Here is a 13,875-nt window from a genome sequence, read left to right as displayed (position 1 = left end):
CTAAGTATGAATATGACACCCTATCGATTAATCTCTAGCAGTAAACAAACTCACATCATACTACTACAGTGGATTTCTCATTCATAAATCGTACAATGTATCATATCGTATGACATTGCTCACATTTTGTATAACCACTCGATTGTAATTGTACTATATACGATTCATCTTGTACCATTTCTCTTTCATTTGCCACCGTTGTGTGTACATGACACGCATCGCTTATTAGCGAAGCTCGGTGAATGACCTGCGTCGTATGATCAATTAAAAACTTCACTTGATTTCCTCCCTTAATGCGAGGCATGCATTTCTTATACGTAAAAAAGCCGAAAAGGATTCACTTCATCATCCTTTTCGGCTTATGTCCGGCTTTATTCATCCGGTTCATTGCTGCCTATATGCTATTTTTTCAGTGTTAAAAGAATATAACTAGAATCCGCTTCAAAATCCCAATCTACATAACAATCTACGATATCAGCTTCCAGTAAATCATGTATATTGCTTTCCAATAAAAGCGTTTTTTCTAGCCGTTTTTTTGATAATTTCAGTTCTTCTTCAAACCCATTTTTTATTAACTCTTTTTCGATGCGCACTAAAATACCTTCACGTTTAATGAGCAACGTTCGTTCATTTACAAAACAAGAATCAACAAATGTTGGTAACTTTTCCGCTAATTCACTGACATGAGCAACCTCTTTGTGAATCGCTTCTTTTTTCTCATAGTTATGCATTTCGTTCATGCTTGAATCGTTATCGAGAACACAAAGAATCATCCCTGAACTACTATCGAGTGACCAATCATAAAAGAGTTCTCTTACAGTCTCACCTAAATGATTTGTAAGAGTTACTTTCAAATCAGGAATCATCTCTTCCATAAGATAATCTCTAACTTCTTCTACCTTTAATTCTTTTTGTTGGGCAATTAAGACTCGTTCCATTGGTGCGAGAAAACCTCTTATATGCAAAGTTACATAAGGCTTATTAATTGAAACATAAACAGAAGACGGACCTTTTCCAAAGTAATCGCGTAATAACTTTCCAACATAACTTGCAATGTCAGCTTGAATGAATGTTTTTTCCATGGTTCCATTCCTTTTTAGAGACAGAAACATTATTTTTCCCGTCCATATTTAATTGTAACAGATCGTGCGCTTCATTTAAATCACGGCTTTTCCACTTTCATAGTTTATTGTACTATTGCTTTTTAGACAAGTGTGTTTTTTATTGTCATAAGCAAAATAAAAAGAGCCAAATCGGCTCTTTATTCTCTGATTCTTATCTATCTTGATCCTCTACTAATTGAAATTCGTTTAAGATCTGTTGAGTTGCTTCTTTTGCTTCTGCACTCGTACCATCTAAGTTTGTAGCAAAACTATAAGTCTGGCCGCCCTTCACAACAAATCCAACATACCAACCAATCCCATCGCCTTGACCCGTCTTTCCATACAGAGTATAACGGTCTCCCTCTTCTTCAATCATCATCCGCTTCACCGTTTTTAACGCATGCTCATCAAATGGTAATTCTTCTCGATATAAAGCTGCTAGAAAGTGAGCTTGCTCGACTGGTGATATTTGGAGAGTGCTACTTAACCAAAACTCATCAATTCCCCCGCTGATGTCTTTATTTCCATAATTCGCTTTAACAAGACCTTCTTTTATCTCTGCTTCGCCAATTTCTCTTGCTAATTCCTGGTAATACCAAACGACGGAATCTCTCAGACCGGAACCAAGAGTATGGTCTTGGTTCCAAACGTCGATTTCACGCTTTACCCCATCCCAATTTTTTATTACATATTCATCTTCAACAACTTCTGTATCTAATCCGATTAATGCATTTAGAATTTTAAAAGTCGATTGAGGCGAAAAACTTTGATAGGCACGATCTTTATTATATATAAACGACCTTCTTTGCGTTACATCACTAAGCACAAAAGCCGCATTTTTATCTTCCAATATTGCCGCTGCTTTACTCTCACCAATTTCCAATAAATTCTCCGCATTGCTTGCTTCTATTGGCTCTGGATCTTCGCGGAAAAATAAAAAAGCAGTACCAATAGCCGCTAAGAAAACCGTTATGATTAACTTCTTCATTTTCTACTCCCCTTTTCTATACACCTTATCTTAGCAAGCTTCTACAAAAAGAAACATGGAACAAAGATGATGAGTTCATCACAATCCCCTAATAAGATTTTTATTTTTCTGTTATTTTAATTGTAGGAGGGCTTCCTCCTAGTTCTTTTCAATTTCTAACATATACCCGTATCTCGGAATTGTCACAACGCACTTCCCGTATTCACCAAGCTTTTGCCGCAAGCGATAGACTAACGCATTAATCTCTTCCTTACCCACATCCGGGATAGCATCGTCACTTTCAGCAAGTCGCTCTGACCAGACAATTCGCTTTAATGCTTCATAGCTCACAGCTTGGTTTCGTTTTTCATATAAGCATAGTAGCAATTCCATATGTTTACCACTTAATGCGAGCCGTTTGCCATCTATCGTTACTTGACGTCTTGCCCGATCCACATGAATCCTTGATGCTATCATGCTAAAATCAAGTTCTCTCGTCAACTCATTGATTTCGTTTGCATTTAAAAACGTTAGTTCAATAATACCTTTTGCGAGCTCGATTGAATCACGATGGTTCAGCGGAAAAGACCGATTTTTTTCCAAAGTCATTCCATTAACGCTAACCCCGTGTTTGCTATTTAAATCCATTATCGAGTAGTGCCCATCTTCCTCTTGTATTCTTGCATGTCGCCTAGATATATAAGGGTTAGGGAAATAAAGAGCTGACTCTGTTTTATACCCCTGTTCTCCTCTAGAACGACCAATAATCATTTCGCCATGCACCAACGAAACATGTGGATCAGCAGAGAACCCTTCTCCTTTATCAATTCGTATGCAAACTCCTTGCACGTTGGTTTCCCCCTTGCTCTTTCGAATGAGTTTTCACTTTGAGACTAAAAACAAATTCGCTGCTATCTATTTCACTCTATCATAATGGAATAGACCCTCGTTTGGAAACAATAAGTGATATGGAATATCGTTGTATGAAATTGCAAATAAGACACTTAATTAAGAAAGTGTAAAACATTCATAAGTGGATTCCAAAAATATATGTCTCGGTTAATTAAATGTGAAAAGCCCTTACTTTTCTTTTAGTAATGGCTCTTTAATTTATATTATCCTAGGGTAAGTGAAATTTAATTAATTTCTTAACACAGTTTAACCAAATCGAATCCAATTCAAAGAGCTACTGGTCCTCTTATATGTAAAACTCGATGCTATTTTTTTATATAGTTCCTAAAAAAGAATCACACTCATTGAAGTCATTGGTTTTCTCCCGTATATGATCGTTTAAATCGGTACCCTACACCCCAAACCGTTTCAATTTGATCAAATTCAGTCTCGTTCCGCTGCAATTTATCCCGGATTTTTTTTATGTGAACTGTTACAGTGCTTAGCTCATTAATCGCATCCATTCCCCAAATTCGTTCATAAAGGTGTTCTTTCGTAAACACTTGACCAGGATTTCCAGCAAGAAACGTCAGCAAATCATATTCTTTTGCCCGCAAATGAATCGGTTCTCCATCTAATTGAACAATTCTTGCACTATGATCAATACATAATCGTCCTATCATCGTTTGTTCTTGCGTATCTTCATTCATACCCACCAGTCGATCATACCTAGCAAGATGAGCTTTCACTCTCGCAACGAAATGGTTTGGATTAAATGGTTTAAAGATATAGTCGTCTGCCCCGAGTCCGAGCCCTCTCATAAAATCAATTTCTTCCACCCTTGCGGTTACCATAAGAATGGGAATTTCTTTTTCTTGTCTAATGGCTTTGCAAACTGCGAAACCATCCATTTCTGGTAACATCACATCAAGCACAATTAAATCAAACCTTTCTGTTAAAGCCCTCGTCAATGCGACTTTCCCGTTATGTTCAATCTCAACCTCAAATCCGTTTATCTCTAAATAATCCTTTTGCAATTCAGAAATGCTTTCTTCATCTTCTACAATAAATATACGCTTCATATGCCCTCCTTATGACGCAGTGGCACGGTGAAGTAAATAGCTGTTCCTTTTCCAACTTCACTCGTTACACCAATCTCTCCCTTATGTGCTTCTATGATTTGTTTCGCAATGGCCAAACCATTCCCACTGCCGCCTAAATCTGTTTTTCTTGATGTTTCTACACAGTAAAACGCTCAAAGATAGAGGGCAAATCCTTTTCTCCAATTCCTTTCTCGTTATCAATAATGGTTACTTTTAAAAACCCACATGCTGTGAATACTTGGTGTTGTAAGGACCGCTTGCTTTACTTCTGTTATTGAAGCAAGGTCTTCATAAAAAAATGCTTCAAGCGATTCTTCATTTTCTAATTGGTAATTGCCTTGCATTTCTTCCACATTTGTCAAAAACAGATGAAACAGCAAATGGAGAAAGAGTACAAACAATGCAATGGGAATGATCGTTATCAAGACGTATGAAATAATTAGCTTAAACGAATCGATATTTCGTTTACTCCCCTTTCTCCTTGCTCCACTTATTATAAACGATTTTCTGACGAGTGGTCTTTTCCATTCTTAACTTACAGAACGTTTACGGTCTCTTTGCTTTGTTTGTTTAAACGGATGCCACCAATTCCAATCACCTAAAAGTTTCATTGCAGCTGGGACAAGAAATAGTCGTACAATCGTCGCATCAAGAGCTATTGCGATGGCCATACCAAAACCAAGTTGTTGCATAGTCAACACACCAGCAAAGGCAAATGAGCCAAAAACGACCACCATTTCAGCTTACTTTTCGGATCTAATCATTTCATAAACCATTTCTTATCATTTTCTAAACTTTTTTGCCTACAAAAAGGCATGACCAGAAGCGTATGCTCCCGATCATGCTCCATTCTTTATTTGCTTTGTTCTTCATTCTCTAAAACCATTTTCTCTTCATCCTTGCCTTTCACCAAAATCGTGTCGCGATCGCGATACAACAATGCTGAAGAAAGAATAAATGACAGCACATCGGCAATTGGAAAAGCCATAAACACACCAATGATACCAAAATACTGAGGTAAAATTAACACTAACGGAATTAAAAAAATGATTTGTCTTGATAATGATAAAATTAATGCCGGCACCGGCTTACCTAACGCCTGGTACAAACCTCCAGCGACAATTTGGACACCTGCTAAGAAGAATCCAGCAAACATGATGCGCATCGCGGTTATTCCTGCGTCTATTGCATTGGGATCATTTGTAAAGATCCTCATCGAAATAGACGGGAACGCCATCATAATAAAGACGACTCCAATTGAACAGAGTACAACGACTTTCAGCGTCAGCCAAATGGTTTCCCTCATCCGCTCAAAGTTTTTCGCCCCGTAATTATATCCGACTATCGGCATCATCCCTTGCATCACACCAATCATTGGCATAACGGTGAACATCATAATCCGCTGAATTATTCCGAAGACACCGACATGTAAATCACTTCCATGTTGGATGAGCATCGCATTAATGGCAATCATCATTAAGCTACCAGATGCTTGTTGGACAAATGCTGGAAAACCTACCGATAGAATTTCTTTCACAAGTGAATAGTTAAGCGTAACATTGGTCCAGCTCAATATTAATGAGCTATTTCCTTTTAAATAATAACGTAATATATAAATGCTAATCGAGCCTTGCGCCACAACTGTCGCAACCCCTGCACCTTGCACACCCATATCTAAAGTAAAAATAAAAATTGGATCTAAAATAATATTTACAACGGCAGGGATGATCATTGTCACCATCGCAAACCGAGCATTTCCTTCTGAACGAATGATATTATTCGTCGCAAAGGTAAAGGCAAAGAAAACCGTTCCGAGCATGATTGGAAACATATAATCATATGAGTATGGCAAAATTTCCGGTGTTGCTCCAAACAGAATAAGTAAATCTTCTAAGAAGAAAAAAGCACTAATAACTCCAGCTCCGCTAATAAGTAAAATTAAAGATATAACGGTCCCAAATACATTGTTTGCTTCTTCTTCTCGGTTTTCACCTAATCTTCTGGATATAACAGACGCTCCACCAATTCCAACTGCCGCAGAAACCGCCATCATAATCATCATAACTGGAAAGGCAATCGTTAACCCCGCAACTGCCTCAATTCCTACGCCATAGGAAATGAAAATGACGTCAACGACATTGTAAAGCGCCATAACAAACATACCTATCATAGCCGGAATCGATAAATCACGTAGAAGCTTTCCGATTGGTTCACTTCCAAGTTTTGAACTATTATTCTTTTTATTCATTTGTATGTTTCCTTCCTTCGAACAAGCAATGAGGAACGGAACATCACCACGTCCCTCATTATAAATGCAATGACTCGTTCTTTTCCGTCTATTCGCTTACACCTAGCATCTGTTTTGCCATATCTTCGTATTCCTTCAAGCCAGAAACCGCCGCAAACTCTGCCACACCTATGGCATTAGCGCCTGCGAGTTCGATGATATGTTCTTTCATTAATGGCCAAGTGTTTCCTCCTGCTTGCTCATAAGCAGCGATTGTTTTTTCAAGTCCCTCCACTCCAGCAACCATGTAGTGAGTGACAAAATCTCTCGACACATCGGTTACTGAAACTTCTGTCCAGTCAATTAGGCCCGTCACTTCAGATTGATCATTGATCAATTCATGACCTGGATGAAGATCTCCGTGGCTTAAGCCAGTTGTTTTTGGCCACATTGGTTCATTTTCTAACCAAGCTTGCCATTTTTTCCATAGCTCATCACTTACACCTAATGTGTGTTTGACACGGTCCATTCGTTGTTTCATTGATTGTCTCGCTTGATCAGCTGTATGAACGGTAAGCCCTGATATAGATAAATCTTTAATTGGAACATGATGTAGCTCAGCCAATACGTGTCCAAGACTTTTATGATAAGAATCTGGAATGTTCTCAACATCCAATTCCCATATATAGTTTTGGTTTTCTGGATCAACGGTTCCCGCAGGCACGCCAGAAAGCTGTTTATACGCGATGAGTTCATTTGTGTAGATCACCCAAAGTGGCGACTGAAAAGAAACATGTTTGTTAACGGTATCAAGTACAGCCTTTTCGATTTCAGCTGAGCGCATCGAATCAGCACGTCTCGGAATGCGTAAAATCCATTTTTGTCCCGTAGTATCTTCTGCGTGTGCAACTTGAAAATCAAGTCCCGATTCATTTAATTTTATTGTTGTTTCAACTATTTGAATTCCGTGCTCATTTGCTAATTGTTTTACGTTTTGTTTATTCAATTGGTTTCGCCTCCTCGTTTGTGACAGGCATTTTCCTACACACAAAAAAACTACAGAATTATCTCTCTGTAGCTTAAGCGTAAACGGGTGTCTTCCATTCTTTAAAAACCAAAAAAATCCTCGGAGTTTCCGAATATAGTAAAAAAAGCAGATTCATCCGCCTTTCTCCATTTGTTTAAACCGTAGAAGAATATAAAAATGGACAGACTGATTCCGTTTACTCTGCATAAGAACAGAGCCCTTGAACATATGAAGTTAGTTGTTCATATAGGTTAAACGTAATCTGACTGAGTCAATCATTTTCATAAAGCCTCCTGTATAAAAAGTAGTTTTAACTATACGCTGCAATAATTGGGTTGTCAAATAATCTTTTCACTTTTTTTCTATCTCATTTAAACAAGCTTAAACACGCTTACGGCGGGTTTTTTGCATTCTCTCAACCGTTATTACAGGAAAAATCTGTTTAACTCAGGGGTTGATTGTTGAAGCTTTTCTGAATTATAGTGGTTAATGGAATTATAGGCCTGATTTATTTTTGCCATTACGCCAAAACAAACATCAAGGGGAGATTATTATGAAAAAAATGACTGGATTTATGCTCATTCCATTTACTACGCTTATGTTGGTTGCCTGTGGAAGCGATAACAACGCAGAAGATGCAAGTACAGACGCGGAAACGGGTGCAGAAGAGCAAGAAAAAGAAATGACTGCGGTAGAAGTACTCACAAAAACAACGGAAGCAATGAAAGAAGTAAATAGTCTTCAAATGGATCTAACCATGGATTACATTATTGATGCTGATGGTGAACAAATGGAAATGGGTTTAGCTATTCAAGCTGATGCCATTCAAGAACCATTAGAACTTTCAATGAATACAACGATGTCTTCACCAGAACTAGGTATGGACTTTTTAACAAGCCAGTACATAGTCGATGGCATACTCTACATGCAAAATCCACTCGGAACAGAATGGTTCATGATTGACATGAGCGATGATTTATCCATGGCTGAAGAAATGCAAGTAGATACACAAGAACAGTTAGCAATGATGCAAGATCTATCCGAACACATCACACTTGAAGAAGACGAAGATTTCTATATTCTTCATGTTGAGGGAGCAAACGAAGACTTAAATGAACTTGTTCTTTCTTTTATGGAAATGGGCCAAGACGATATAGGGCTTTCTGAAGAAGAACTCGCAGAAACAATGGAACAGTTTGAACTTGAGAATATGGCTTACACTATTTATGTGAATAAAGAGACGTTCTATCAAGAAAAAATGGAAATGAGCTATGACGTTATCATAGAAGAAGATGGCACAACCATTAACATGACTGGTAACGCAGAAGGAACATATTCTTTATTTAATGAAATTGAAGAAATTGAAATTCCTCAAGAAGCACTAGATAATGCTATTGACGCGAATGAATTTGAAGATGAATTGCTAGGCGACCTTAACTTAGAAGAAGATGCAGGCGAAGAATAAATAGATAACATAAAGAGGGCAACCGGGGTTGCCCTCTTTTCTATTACACTAAAGATTTATGCGTAATGACACGCAACATAGTGACCACTGCTTATATCTCTAAATTCTGGGGGCTGTTCTATACATGCGTCCGTGGCGATTGGGCATCGCGTCCGGAATCGGCAACCGCTTGGAATATTCATCGAACTAGGTACATCGCCTTTTAAAATAATCCGTTCTCATTTTTTTTTGCTTATTTGTGGATGGAATTGCCGATAACAACGCTTGCGAGAATAATGAGAACGTCATCAACTTACTGCCACTCTTTCTAAATACGCTTGCGGCTCCAATAAACATAAGAGCATCGCTAAAGATATACCACAACCCTATACATATCAAAGATTATTTAGTTAAGTCCCGTTGTTTGGTGAAAAAGAGGTCAGAACTTCTCCACAGCCTATTAACGAAATTAATTGACAAAAAAATTATTAACAAGAGGGACTCTATCACGTTATTGTCATTTCTAAGCATGTCCACATCTCAACCAGCTCATTCTAACCCTTCTTCTTGAAATCGTTTAATATCACGATCATGACCGATGACAATCAAAATATCTCCTTGTTTGATTGTATCGTCAGGCATAGGAGTTACATTAGTGGCTCCTTTTGACTGAATCGCCACAAGGTTTAAGCGGTATTTCATTTTGAAATTTAAACCGGCAAGTGACTTTCCAATCATTTTTGTTCCTGCTTTATATTCTACAATACTATATTCATTTGACAGCGCAATATAATCAACAAATGACTCTGAGAGCATATTTTGCACAACTCGCACGCCCATATCAATTTCAGGCATAATCACATGGTCAATTCCTAGGCGTTCAAGTAATTTTTTGTGATGGTAATTCTCAGCTTTTGCCCAAATAACAGGTACACCTAATTCTTTTAAACTAACTGAAATGAGTATGCTTGCCTCAATGTTTGAACCAATTGCAACAACGCCAAAATCAAATTGATTTAACCCTAATGTTTTTAGTAATCGTTCTTCAGTTGCATCCATACAGACAACTTGAGCTGTAATTTCTCTGTATTCTTCTAATCGATACTCGTCTATATCTACCACCATAACATCATGACCTTGCCGATTAATTTCGGTACATACACTACCACCAAAACTACCAAGCCCGATTACTATACATTGTTTTACTTGTGCCAACCGTCACACTCCCTTACCATACCCAAAGAAATAGTATAATTATTGTCATTCTTCGCTCCACAGAGGCTTACGAGGTGAATTGTCGGATCGAGGGCTATTAATGAGCCATACCTTTATAAAAAGAATTCACCTCAAGAATTTTAGATGTTTCTCTTGGTTCTTGCACAATTCACAATCAATTGTTAAGCCTTCAGACGTCTGGTAGATTATAAACCAAAACATACCCCTGTCATTTCAGAAAGTCAATATCTTTTTCTAATAGTATATACTCTCCTATTTCGAAAAAATAATTCCTTCATATTTAATAAATCCTAGTACATGCCCCCAATAAAAAATCTTGTTGACAAGCTACTTATACAAGCATAATATTCTCCGTGAAAGGGGCATCACAAAAATTGGAACGTAAACCGAAACTTATTAAATTCCCGAAAACTTTAGTACAAAAAATAGAGTGTTATCAAAAAGAATACAAGATTAAAACATTTTCTAAAACTGTTTATCTATTAATCGAAGAAGGATTAAAAAGAAAACAAGATGATCAACAAAAAAGAGAATGAGTAGAATTTGATAGGAATGCTTCTAATCGCTTATTTTATTGTTTTCTTCAAATGTCCTGCTATTAAGACACCCTTATCTTACAGTCTAGAGAATGACCAACAGAAACAGCCAATAACACTTGTATAATTCTTATTAATTAATCATTCAGATAAAGTGTCCATTTTTATTTAACAGATTCAATTACATAAAAACAAAACGATTAGCAAATAATACCTTTATTGAAATTTACAAAGGGAGATGATTGCTTGAAGACAGTTTACGCAACTATGCTTATACAATTATTGGTTCTTTTACTTGTCAGTGATATCTCGCAAGCAGTCATAAGAGACCGTTCAGAATATGAGAAAACCGGAAGTGTCATATGGGATATCGAAACCGACGATAAAGTTGTTGCGTTAACATTTGACGATGGGCCGCATCGTTCAAATACACCAACGTTATTAAATGTATTAGATGAATACGGTGTGCAGGCGACTTTTTTTGTCGTTGGTGAAGATGTCAAAGAACATCCAGATATCGTGAAACGAATTTTATTTGAGAATCATGAAATTGGAAATCATACGTTCACACACGATTATAATGAACATGTGAGTAAAACAAATTTATCGCAAGAAATCGAGCAAACGGACACCCTCTTAATGGATATGTTTGGCATTAAACCGTTATTTTTTCGACCAGTGGGTGGGTATTACAATGACGATATTATTGACGTCGCCCTTGAAAAAGAGCATAAAATATCGCTTTGGTCTTGGCATCAAGACCCGCGGGATTGGGATAACCGTAGTAAAAAACAAATCGTGTCACATGTATTAAGTAATATTCAACCTGGGGACGTTATTCTTTTACACGACGGTGGTGGTGATCGCTCTGAAACAGTTGAAGCAGTAAAAGAGATTATCCCCACTCTCCATAAACAAGGCTATACATTTTTAACGCTTTCAGAACTAACGGGTCATCAGCCTTACACAATAGAAGATTATCTTTCATCTTCTATTGAAAAAGAGCGTAATAAAACGCCCTAACAGATCGTTAGGACGTTTTTACTGTTCTTTATTAAAAGCCAACCAATGCTTTCACTGTAAAAAACACGACTGGAACAATCATTGCAGGCAACAAGTTCATTGTTTTAAATTTCTTTAAACCGAGAATGCTTAAACCTGTGCTTAAAATAAGGACTCCTCCAATGATTGAGATCTCTGTTAAAATCTCTGGTGTTATTGCTACAGATGCAAACGAAGCGAAGGCATAGATGCTACCCTGCCAAACAAGTAAAACAATCGCTGAAAAAGCAATGCTAATACCAAACGTCGACGCTAAAACAATAGATGTAAATCCATCTAGTATGGCATTCGAATATAGATAGGTATAGTTATGATTTAATGCAGCTTCAATTGGACCTACAATTGATAGAGTACCTACACAAAACAGCAAGATAGCCGTTGTTAATCCTTCATTTACATTTCCTTTCAGCAATACAGAAAGTGCTCGATTAAATCGTTCTTCAAACCGAATTGATTCCCCAATTAAGCCACCAATCGCCAAACTAATAATAAATAGGACTGGATAATGACTTACAGGAAGGTGTACCGCAATTGAACTTACCCCTAATCCCACAACAGCGAGCCCCATCGCTTGCATCATTATCTCATGATGGGAATCCTTTAATCCTTTCTTAAAAAAATGACCAATCATACTACCAACGATGATTGTCAAAACGTTTACTATCGTTCCAATCATTTATGTATTGTCCTTTCACATGACGCCATAAATTTTCAATGCCCTATACCGTTAACTCCAACCACTCATCTGTTTCAGTAAAACCAAACTTCTTATAAACGGGCCTTCCTAACATTGAAGCACCGAGCCATATGTTCGAGATGCCAATTTGACGTGTTTCCTCCACCAGTTTGGTGAGTATTTTAGTAGCAATCCCTTTTCCACGGTATTCTTTTTCTGTATACATATTTGTAATATAAGCCTTTCTCCCACTTTTGTTCGTGTAAGTAGGTGGGAACTGATAAAACATAACAGCACCACATGCGATGATCTGATCCTTTTCTTCAACCAATAATTGAATAAGTGACTGATCGTTTAATGTAACTTCGAAAAATTGATGAAGCTCCTGATTAATCGTACCATCAGCTTTGATCCCCTCGTCACTAAGCTGCTTTTTCCGTAAATCGATTAGAACATTGATGTCTTTTATCGTTGCTTTCCTGTACTTCATAACCTCACCCCTAATCAATTTGTTCCTGTTCCTCATTCTTTTTGGCTAACTCTTTTAGTAATTGGAATGATTGAATAATGGCTTCCTGCTCTTTTGTTGATGCTTGTGCAAAAATTCCGGTAAGCTTGCCTTCATCCAAACTTGAGTTTAGATGCAGTACATCTGCACCAACATCCGTTAGTTTCACAATCACTTTTCGTTCATCTTCATCACTCCGAGTCTTATAAACGTATTTCTTTTCAGTTAAACGCTTCACATGTTCTGATGCCGTGTTAGGTGATATATCCATTACTCTAGCAATATCTTGAATGCCCACTTCCCTTTCTTTCTCGATGATCTGCATAATTCTTACACCTATGTGAGTCACTTTTTCTTTGTGCTTATACCGCAATAAATAATAAATATCTGTCCATAATTGATTTAAGTGAGAAACATTATTTGACATAGCCACTCCTTTTCATTACATCGTAATTGACGATATAACTGGATTATACGATATAAAAAACTTGAATTCAATCAATCACTCCACAAGATAAAAAGTCAACCTACCTTGTAGGTTGACGTTGATATGATTTCTCAAATCTTCACCCTATTCATACAATCCCCAACACTACTCTGTCTTTTTGCTCGATTTGTCCAATTATGTCCTGCCGTATCTTCAACGAACATGGCTAATGTTCTACTAGGACTGGTCCAAAATATTAAGTGCGCCTGTAAATATAGCATGACTTAAAAGCTTTGTTGTTTAGCTATCTTCGTCTCAATTTGTGAAGAAAAAAAGGGCTAAGCCCAAAAAGGTCACTTCTTTATGACCTGATGGACAGCCCCCTTGCTTGTATGACGCTTTTGTTGATACACAATTCGTTCAATGCTCTTCTGTGAGAGGAAAAAGTGTTCAGCAAGTTCATTTATCGTTCGTCCAAGTTCATATTGGATATAAATGTCTTTATCTCTTGCTTCCAGTACTGTTTTAGCACCGGTCTTTTCTCCCCACCCTTTTTTATTCTGTTTTTTTCTAGGAATATACAAGCATTCACCGTCGATATATGTTTGTATTTGTTTTAGCAGTTCTTTTGGTAACACACGTTCCGCTTTAATGTATCCCAATACTTT

Annotated in this window: 18 protein-coding genes and 1 pseudogene; 3 read left to right on the top strand and 16 right to left on the bottom strand. The window is 37.3% G+C overall.

Features of this window, described 5'->3' with window-relative positions; translation table 11 throughout:
• Positions 1-100: 100 nt before the first annotated feature.
• The 10 genes and pseudogenes from BK584_RS24860 to BK584_RS23125 all read right to left on the bottom strand — a co-directional run bounded on the left by BK584_RS24860 (position 101) and on the right by BK584_RS23125 (position 7,297).
• A complete protein-coding gene (locus BK584_RS24860) occupies positions 101-277 on the bottom strand; it encodes a hypothetical protein (RefSeq protein ID WP_169871493.1) in 177 nt (58 codons plus the stop codon).
• A gap of 124 nt (positions 278-401) precedes the next feature.
• On the bottom strand, positions 402-1,082 hold the full coding sequence (locus tag BK584_RS23160; protein WP_169871491.1) for a Na-translocating system protein MpsC family protein: 681 nt from the start codon (positions 1,080-1,082) through the stop codon (positions 402-404).
• A gap of 193 nt (positions 1,083-1,275) precedes the next feature.
• Positions 1,276-2,091 (bottom strand): class D beta-lactamase, encoded by an 816-nt coding sequence (gene blaOXA, locus BK584_RS23155; protein ID WP_078394972.1) that lies wholly within the window; start codon positions 2,089-2,091, stop codon positions 1,276-1,278.
• A gap of 138 nt (positions 2,092-2,229) precedes the next feature.
• Complete coding sequence (locus tag BK584_RS23150; protein ID WP_078394970.1) at positions 2,230-2,919, bottom strand: FHA domain-containing protein; 690 nt, start codon at positions 2,917-2,919, stop codon at positions 2,230-2,232.
• 413 nt (positions 2,920-3,332) lie between these two features.
• Positions 3,333-4,043: a response regulator transcription factor gene (locus tag BK584_RS23145; protein ID WP_078394968.1), complete on the bottom strand. Its 711-nt coding sequence runs from the start codon at positions 4,041-4,043 to the stop codon at positions 3,333-3,335.
• Positions 4,040-4,186, bottom strand: a pseudogene (locus BK584_RS23140) (ATP-binding protein); the annotation flags it as partial. The gene BK584_RS23145 and the pseudogene BK584_RS23140, both read right to left, overlap by 4 nt.
• 75 nt (positions 4,187-4,261) lie before the next feature.
• Positions 4,262-4,408, bottom strand: a complete 147-nt coding sequence (locus tag BK584_RS24855) for a hypothetical protein (protein WP_169871489.1) — start codon at positions 4,406-4,408, stop codon at positions 4,262-4,264.
• Between the two features lie 186 nt (positions 4,409-4,594).
• Positions 4,595-4,801, bottom strand: a complete 207-nt coding sequence (locus tag BK584_RS23135; RefSeq protein WP_078394964.1) for an MMPL family transporter — start codon at positions 4,799-4,801, stop codon at positions 4,595-4,597.
• Between the two features lie 116 nt (positions 4,802-4,917).
• The gene (locus BK584_RS23130) at positions 4,918-6,312 is read right to left on the bottom strand and encodes an MATE family efflux transporter (protein WP_078394962.1); all 1,395 of its coding nucleotides are present in this window, start codon (positions 6,310-6,312) and stop codon (positions 4,918-4,920) included.
• Positions 6,313-6,400: 88 nt separating this feature from the next.
• The gene (locus BK584_RS23125) at positions 6,401-7,297 is read right to left on the bottom strand and encodes a macrolide 2'-phosphotransferase (RefSeq protein ID WP_078394960.1); all 897 of its coding nucleotides are present in this window, start codon (positions 7,295-7,297) and stop codon (positions 6,401-6,403) included.
• Positions 7,298-7,871: 574 nt separating this feature from the next.
• Here BK584_RS23125 and BK584_RS23120 point away from each other — a divergent pair.
• Positions 7,872-8,783: a DUF6612 family protein gene (locus BK584_RS23120; protein WP_078394958.1), complete on the top strand. Its 912-nt coding sequence runs from the start codon at positions 7,872-7,874 to the stop codon at positions 8,781-8,783.
• 56 nt (positions 8,784-8,839) lie between these two features.
• Here the strand turns inward: BK584_RS23120 and BK584_RS25245 are convergent, their stop codons facing one another.
• Positions 8,840-8,965 carry an oligopeptide/dipeptide ABC transporter ATP-binding protein gene (locus BK584_RS25245; RefSeq protein ID WP_245808959.1) on the bottom strand — a complete coding sequence of 42 codons (126 nt, stop codon included), beginning with the start codon at positions 8,963-8,965 and terminating at the stop codon, positions 8,840-8,842.
• Positions 8,966-9,311: 346 nt separating this feature from the next.
• Positions 9,312-9,977 (bottom strand): potassium channel family protein, encoded by a 666-nt coding sequence (locus tag BK584_RS23110; RefSeq protein WP_078394956.1) that lies wholly within the window; start codon positions 9,975-9,977, stop codon positions 9,312-9,314.
• A 395-nt stretch (positions 9,978-10,372) separates the two neighbouring features.
• Between BK584_RS23110 and BK584_RS24850 the strand changes: the two genes are divergently transcribed.
• On the top strand, positions 10,373-10,534 hold the full coding sequence (locus tag BK584_RS24850) for a hypothetical protein (protein ID WP_169871486.1): 162 nt from the start codon (positions 10,373-10,375) through the stop codon (positions 10,532-10,534).
• A 246-nt stretch (positions 10,535-10,780) separates the two neighbouring features.
• Positions 10,781-11,557, top strand: a complete 777-nt coding sequence (locus tag BK584_RS23105) for a polysaccharide deacetylase family protein (RefSeq protein ID WP_245808958.1) — start codon at positions 10,781-10,783, stop codon at positions 11,555-11,557.
• Positions 11,558-11,588: 31 nt separating this feature from the next.
• Here BK584_RS23105 and BK584_RS23100 read toward each other — a convergent pair whose 3' ends face one another.
• The 4 genes from BK584_RS23100 to BK584_RS23085 form a co-directional block, all read right to left on the bottom strand.
• On the bottom strand, positions 11,589-12,272 hold the full coding sequence (locus BK584_RS23100) for a DUF554 domain-containing protein (RefSeq protein ID WP_078394954.1): 684 nt from the start codon (positions 12,270-12,272) through the stop codon (positions 11,589-11,591).
• Positions 12,273-12,315: 43 nt separating this feature from the next.
• On the bottom strand, positions 12,316-12,762 hold the full coding sequence (locus BK584_RS23095) for a GNAT family N-acetyltransferase (RefSeq protein WP_078394952.1): 447 nt from the start codon (positions 12,760-12,762) through the stop codon (positions 12,316-12,318).
• 10 nt (positions 12,763-12,772) lie between these two features.
• Positions 12,773-13,207 (bottom strand): MarR family winged helix-turn-helix transcriptional regulator, encoded by a 435-nt coding sequence (locus BK584_RS23090; RefSeq protein ID WP_078394950.1) that lies wholly within the window; start codon positions 13,205-13,207, stop codon positions 12,773-12,775.
• 353 nt (positions 13,208-13,560) lie between these two features.
• Entirely contained in the window at positions 13,561-13,869 is a 309-nt protein-coding gene (locus tag BK584_RS23085) for a CD3324 family protein (RefSeq protein WP_078394948.1), read from the bottom strand.
• Between the last annotated feature and the right edge of the window lie 6 nt (positions 13,870-13,875).

The organism is Shouchella patagoniensis (assembly GCF_002019705.1).
Taxonomy (GTDB): Bacteria; Bacillota; Bacilli; order Bacillales; family Bacillaceae_D; genus Shouchella; species Shouchella patagoniensis.
Note: the sequence above shows the minus strand (reverse complement) of the source record. Positions and strands in the feature narration are given on the sequence as shown.

Bases quoted from the DNA above. Each gene is read 5' to 3' on its own strand.
- blaOXA (WP_078394972.1), bottom strand. From the start codon at position 2,091: ATGAAGAAGTTAATCATAACGGTTTTCTTAGCGGCTATTGGTACTGCT.
- BK584_RS23120 (WP_078394958.1), top strand. From the start codon at position 7,872: ATGAAAAAAATGACTGGATTTATGCTCATTCCATTTACTACGCTTATG.
- BK584_RS23095 (WP_078394952.1), bottom strand. From the start codon at position 12,762: ATGAAGTACAGGAAAGCAACGATAAAAGACATCAATGTTCTAATCGAT.
- BK584_RS23135 (WP_078394964.1), bottom strand. From the start codon at position 4,801: ATGGTGGTCGTTTTTGGCTCATTTGCCTTTGCTGGTGTGTTGACTATG.
- BK584_RS23145 (WP_078394968.1), bottom strand. From the start codon at position 4,043: ATGAAGCGTATATTTATTGTAGAAGATGAAGAAAGCATTTCTGAATTG.
- BK584_RS23090 (WP_078394950.1), bottom strand. From the start codon at position 13,207: ATGTCAAATAATGTTTCTCACTTAAATCAATTATGGACAGATATTTAT.
- BK584_RS23100 (WP_078394954.1), bottom strand. From the start codon at position 12,272: ATGATTGGAACGATAGTAAACGTTTTGACAATCATCGTTGGTAGTATG.
- BK584_RS25245 (WP_245808959.1), bottom strand. From the start codon at position 8,965: ATGAATATTCCAAGCGGTTGCCGATTCCGGACGCGATGCCCAATCGCC.
- BK584_RS23130 (WP_078394962.1), bottom strand. From the start codon at position 6,312: ATGAATAAAAAGAATAATAGTTCAAAACTTGGAAGTGAACCAATCGGA.
- BK584_RS24855 (WP_169871489.1), bottom strand. From the start codon at position 4,408: ATGCAAGGCAATTACCAATTAGAAAATGAAGAATCGCTTGAAGCATTT.
- BK584_RS23160 (WP_169871491.1), bottom strand. From the start codon at position 1,082: ATGGAAAAAACATTCATTCAAGCTGACATTGCAAGTTATGTTGGAAAG.